The organism is Lactobacillus taiwanensis DSM 21401 (genome assembly GCF_001436695.1).
Taxonomy (GTDB): Bacteria; Bacillota; Bacilli; order Lactobacillales; family Lactobacillaceae; genus Lactobacillus; species Lactobacillus taiwanensis.
On record NZ_AYZG01000050.1, the window covers coordinates 1 to 875 of the forward strand.

The 875-nt window shown below is 40.0% G+C and carries 1 protein-coding gene; it reads left to right on the forward strand.

Annotated features, from left to right (window positions below; translation table 11 throughout):
* The coding region (locus FD18_RS09790) for an NEL-type E3 ubiquitin ligase domain-containing protein (protein WP_200953887.1) at positions 1-875 on the forward strand (875 nt) is incomplete at both ends.

Sequence of the window (875 nt, forward strand, 5' to 3'; positions counted from 1 at the left end):
ACTGAGTTGCTTAAGCTCTCGCTCATACTTACTGAGTTAGATAAGCTTTCACTCATACTTACTGAGTTAGATAAGCTTTCACTCATTGATACCGAGTTACTCAAGCTTTCACTCATGCTTACTGAGTTGCTTAAACTTTCGCTCATACTTACTGAGTTGCTTAAGCTTTCACTCATACTTACTGAGTTACTCAAGCTCTCACTCATACTTACTGAGTTGCTTAAGCTTTCACTCATGCTTACTGAGTTACTTAAGCTTTCGCTCATGCTTACTGAGTTGCTTAAACTTTCGCTCATTGATACTGAGTTAGATAAGCTCTCGCTCATGCTTACTGAGTTGCTCAAGCTGTCACTCATTGATACTGAGTTACTCAAACTTTCACTCATACTTACTGAATTAGATAAGCTTTCGCTCATGCTTACTGAGTTGCTCAAGCTTTCACTCATACTTACTGAGTTACTCAAGCTTTCACTCATTGATACTGAGTTGCTTAAGCTCTCGCTCATGCTTACTGAGTTGCTCAAGCTGTCACTCATGCTTACTGAGTTGCTTAAGCTGTCGCTCATGCTTACTGAGTTGCTTAAACTTTCACTCATACTTACTGAGTTACTCAAGCTTTCACTCATGCTTACTGAGTTACTTAAACTTTCACTCATGCTTACTGAGTTGCTTAAGCTTTCGCTCATGCTTACTGAGTTGCTTAAGCTCTCGCTCATGCTTACTGAGTTAGATAAGCTGTCGCTCATGCTTACTGAGTTACTCAAGCTTTCACTCATACTTACTGAGTTGCTTAAGCTTTCGCTCATGCTTACTGAGTTGCTTAAGCTTTCGCTCATGCTTACTGAGTTACTTAAGCTTTCGCTCATGCTTACTGA